The following is a 4369-nucleotide window of genomic DNA, read 5'->3' as shown; positions in this document are numbered from 1 at the left end:
ATGCTGGTGAACCTCATGGGGTATGGGCAGCGGGTTTCTAGAGTATTTACGGCAGACCAGCTTCAAGACGATTATTGGCAGATGTTGGGATACCATGCGGCCTTGGCAAAAGCCTTAAAAACAGTCGATGAGAAAATTCCAGTTGAGTATTGTACAGTGCTCAGTGGGGTACTGGGTGCAGGTGCCAACCATCCAGCCGCGGCAAGCTGTTTAGGCTTGGTGCAATCTTTACGACAAGAATTTGCGGCGCTTCAAACAAGAGTAGTCGACATATCACTGGACCATCCGGCGCAAAGCGCTCTCAGGTTGCATCAGGAACTTTCGGCTCCAGATTCCGAATCGATAACACGTTGGGTGGGTGAAGACCGATGGGTTGCTCGGTATGAGCCCGTCTCAGTTGAGCTTCAAGAAGATGAATCACCCGGTTTTGTCCAGGGTGGAACTTATCTCATCTCTGGGGGCCTTGGTGGAATCGGCTATGAATTGTCGATGTATTTAGCCAGTCGCTATGGTGCGCGCTTGATTCTTGTTGGCCGTTCGCCGGCTAAGACTAAGCGAAAGCAGATGGCTCATCTTGAGGCCGCGGGAAGCGAACTTCATTATGTCGAAGCTAATATTTGCAACGAAGCGCAATTGATCCACGGTTTAGACCAGACGGGTCTCAACTGGCGTGAGCAACTGACTGGGGTAATGCATTTAGCGGGCACCTATCGAGAATACCCATCTGAAGAATTGGATGCCGACACGTCTCTTGAAGAAGCGGGCGCTAAGGTGGTGGGTACATGGACTCTGCATCAGGTTCTGGAGCAGTGCGCCTCTCAACCAATTTTTGTGACCTTCTCGTCGGTGAACGGGTTCTTTGGCGGCGCTCAGGTGAGTGCTTACTCGGCAGAAAACAGCTTTGTTGAGGCGTACATGCAATCGATAGCCTCTGAGCACCGAGCTTACGCGGTGGCTTATTCGATGTGGCAAGATATTGGGATGAGTGCTGGTAATGCGGCGGCTTCCCTAAGTGCTCGCAGAGGTTATCAACTCATCTCGGCAACGAGAGGTTTACATGCATTGGAAGCTGTTATTCGTCAGCCTGCAGGTAATTATACGGTTGGACTAGACGCAGGTAACCCATCGATAGCGCGTTACTTTACGGGCAGCGATGTAGCCCGGGTTCAGGTGACAGCTTTTGCCACCAGCCAAAAGATTTCACAGTTGATTCGTGGGAACGAGAAGGCAGAAACCCTCGGTTCAGTGGGCTCAGTGGTATTAGATACTCTTCCTGAGCTTGATGATGGCACCATTGACGTGGATGCCCTTCGCCGAATTCAAAGCAGCGAAAATGCCGGGCGGGGTGGAGAATTTGTTGAACCAGAAACTGAAACAGAAGAAACCTTGGCAGCGCTTTGGCGTGAGGTTCTCAAAGTTGACCGGGTTGGCGTAACGGATAACTTCTTTGAACTTGGAGGCCATTCTCTTTTAGCCACTCAGTTGGTTGCGCGTCTTCGAGAGAGATTTGACGCGGAGATCCCGCTTCAGGTTCTATTTCAAAGCGCAACAGTCCGCGAACTTGGCGAGAAGTTGGATGCATTCATCGCCGATGGTGGTGGCGTAGATGATGGACCTGCCATCGAAATCATATCTCGTGATGAGCCGATGCCATTATCATTTGCTCAGCAGCGAATGTGGTTTTTGGACCAGCTTGAACCTGGGAGCGCTTTTTATAATGTGTTCTTCGCGGTTGGGATTAAAGGTGAGCTTCTTGAGGACGCTTTCGCCTACAGTTTGAATCAAATTATTTGGCGCCATCAATCACTTCGCACCAGCTTTGTTACCGAAGCAGGCGAGCCCAGCCAGTTTATTCACCCACACCGTGAATTCGGAATGAGCGTTATCGCCATTGAGGTGGCGGATGATACGGCCCGGGATGCGGCCATTCAGACTCACGGGAAACTCTTTGCTGGCATGCCTTATGACCTCGGCTCCGATATGCTGCTACGCGCTAAGATGCTGCGATTTTCAGATACCGACCGGGTACTTCTATTTTCGATGCACCACATTATAGCCGATGGTTGGTCTATTGGTGTTCTCCTCCACGAGTTAAGTATTTTTTACAGTTCTTATCTGGCAGGACATGCAGCTCGTCTTGACCCGTTGGCGCTTCAGTACGTTGATTACTCAGCTTGGCAGAAAAAGTGGTTGTCGGGAGATAGGCTCGATAAGCAGCAGGCTTATTGGAGCGAAGCCTTAGAAGATTTAAAGCCTTTGGACTTGCCAACGGACAGACCTCGCCCAGCCATTCAAACTCACCGTGGTGCGGTGATGAAGCATGGCGTTTCTGCAGAACTCCTCGGCCGGTTAAAGCGTTTCAGTCAGGGCCAGGGAGCAACGCTCTATATGACGCTTCTCACGGGCTTTAAGACGATTTTAAGCCATTACGCCCGTCAGGATGACGTAGCAGTCGGGACACCTATCGCAAACCGTCCACGCCCAGAGCTTGAACGCTTGATTGGGTTTTTCGCCAATACATTGGTTCTCAGAACTGATCTTAGCGGCGACCCAAGTTTTACGGAACTTCTGGACCGTGTGAAGCAAACAAGCTTGGGTGCATTTGAACACCAAGATATCCCGTTTGAACATCTGGTCGAAGAGCTTCAACCGGTTCGTGATATGAGCCGTAACCCGCTTTTCCAAGTTATGTTTGTATTACAGAATACGCCTATCAAGCCCGACGCCATCACTGGTTGTGAGCTTAGCCTGGTGGATGTGGACACTGAGGGCTCGAAGTTCGATCTGCACTTGTCCATGCTTGAGTTGGCCGGTGAGATGGTCTGGGAGATGGAATACAACACGGACCTCTTCGACAAGTCCACCGTTGAGTCATTGCTTAAAGACTTTCAAATGGTGCTCGAGAAAGGTTGTGAAGAAGCCGATGCACCGATCAGCGAGATTGTTGCAGACGTTGGGGTACGTAAAGCGCAGTGGGTCGTCGCATCTACATTCACGGCAGATCCTGTTGCGGAATCCATGCATTATTGGATGGGGAATTTACACATGCCTGGCCAGGTGGCCTTGGCCGATTACAATCAGATTTTCCAAGAATTACTCGATCCAGCCAGTCTTTTTGCCCGCAATACACTGGGTGCGAATATTGTGCTCGTCCGGTTTGAGGATTGGCTGCGTTTCCAAAAAGATGTTGCAGACCCATGGGACCACTTGGAGCGTACGGCATCTGAGTTGCTTGATGCCTTAAAGCAGGCCTCCGCTCGTATGTCTGTCCCGCTCTTGGTGATGGTTTGCCATAATACGCCCGGCAATGAAGTGCGCGGCGTAAGTGCTGAAGATTATCGTAAGCTTGAAGATGTTTTACGCATTGGCCTGAAGGCCGTAGGGAATCTTTACTTTATTGGTACTCAAGAATTTGAAGAGCTGTATCCCGTTGATGATTATTACGATGGTCGCGGTGATGAAGTGGGCCATATGCCATTTAAGAGCGAATATTTTGCGGCCATGGGTACAATGCTCAGCCGCAGACTCTTTGTTCTCAAGACCTCGCCATTCAAGGTCGTGGTATTGGATTGCGACAATACCGTTTGGAAGGGTGTCGTTGGTGAAGATGGCGTGGATGGGATTGAGTTCGACCCAGCCCGTCAGCGTTTTCATGCGAAGCTTCTCGAGCAGCAAAAAGCGGGCAAGATTCTCTGCCTAGCCAGTAAGAATGAAGAAGCCGATGCCATGGCAGTTTTTGATGAACGCGAAGACAGCATGATTAAACGTGAACATCTCGTGGCCTGGCGAATCAATTGGATGCCGAAGTCACAAAATATTCGAGAGATGGCTGAAGAACTCAATCTGGGGATGGATAGCTTTATCTTCATCGATGATAACCCTGTGGAGTGTGCCGAAGTCCGAGCCGGTTGCCCAGATGTGCTTGTGGTGCAGTTCCCAGACGACCCAGAAGATATCGATAAGTTAACAAACCATCTCTGGGCATTTGATAACCTTACGGTTACGGCAGAAGACCAGAAGAGAACTCAGCTTTATCAACAGAATTTAGAGCGCGATAAGGTCGAGCAGGGTGAAGGCGATTTCCAAGCTTTTCTGCAGAATCTTGGCTTGGAAGTAGATTTACACCCCATGACGCCCGAGGAGCTTCCACGGGTTTCTCAGTTAACGAACCGAACGAATCAGTTCAACGCGAGCACCACCCGCCGAACGGAAAAAGACGTGGAAGCATTTTTAGCCACGCCTGGTTGCGGCTGCCTCACGGCCACTGTTCGAGACAGATTCGGTGAATACGGCCTTGTGGGCGTTGCGATGTACAAGACCACCGAAACTCATTTCGAGATTGATACCATCTTGATGAGTTGCCGAGTTT

At 50.4% G+C, this 4369-nt stretch carries 1 protein-coding gene; it reads left to right on the top strand.

Features of this window, described 5'->3' with window-relative positions; all coding sequences use genetic code 11:
* Positions 1–15 precede the first annotated feature (15 nt).
* On the top strand, positions 16–4369 hold a 4354-nt coding region (locus HOK28_03040; protein MBT6432040.1), incomplete at its 3' end, for an HAD-IIIC family phosphatase.

It is taken from the genome of Deltaproteobacteria bacterium (assembly GCA_018668695.1).
GTDB lineage: Bacteria > Myxococcota > XYA12-FULL-58-9 > XYA12-FULL-58-9 > JABJBS01 > JABJBS01.
The sequence above is the reverse complement of the archived record's forward strand: the minus strand, read 5'-3'. Positions and strand labels throughout refer to the sequence as shown.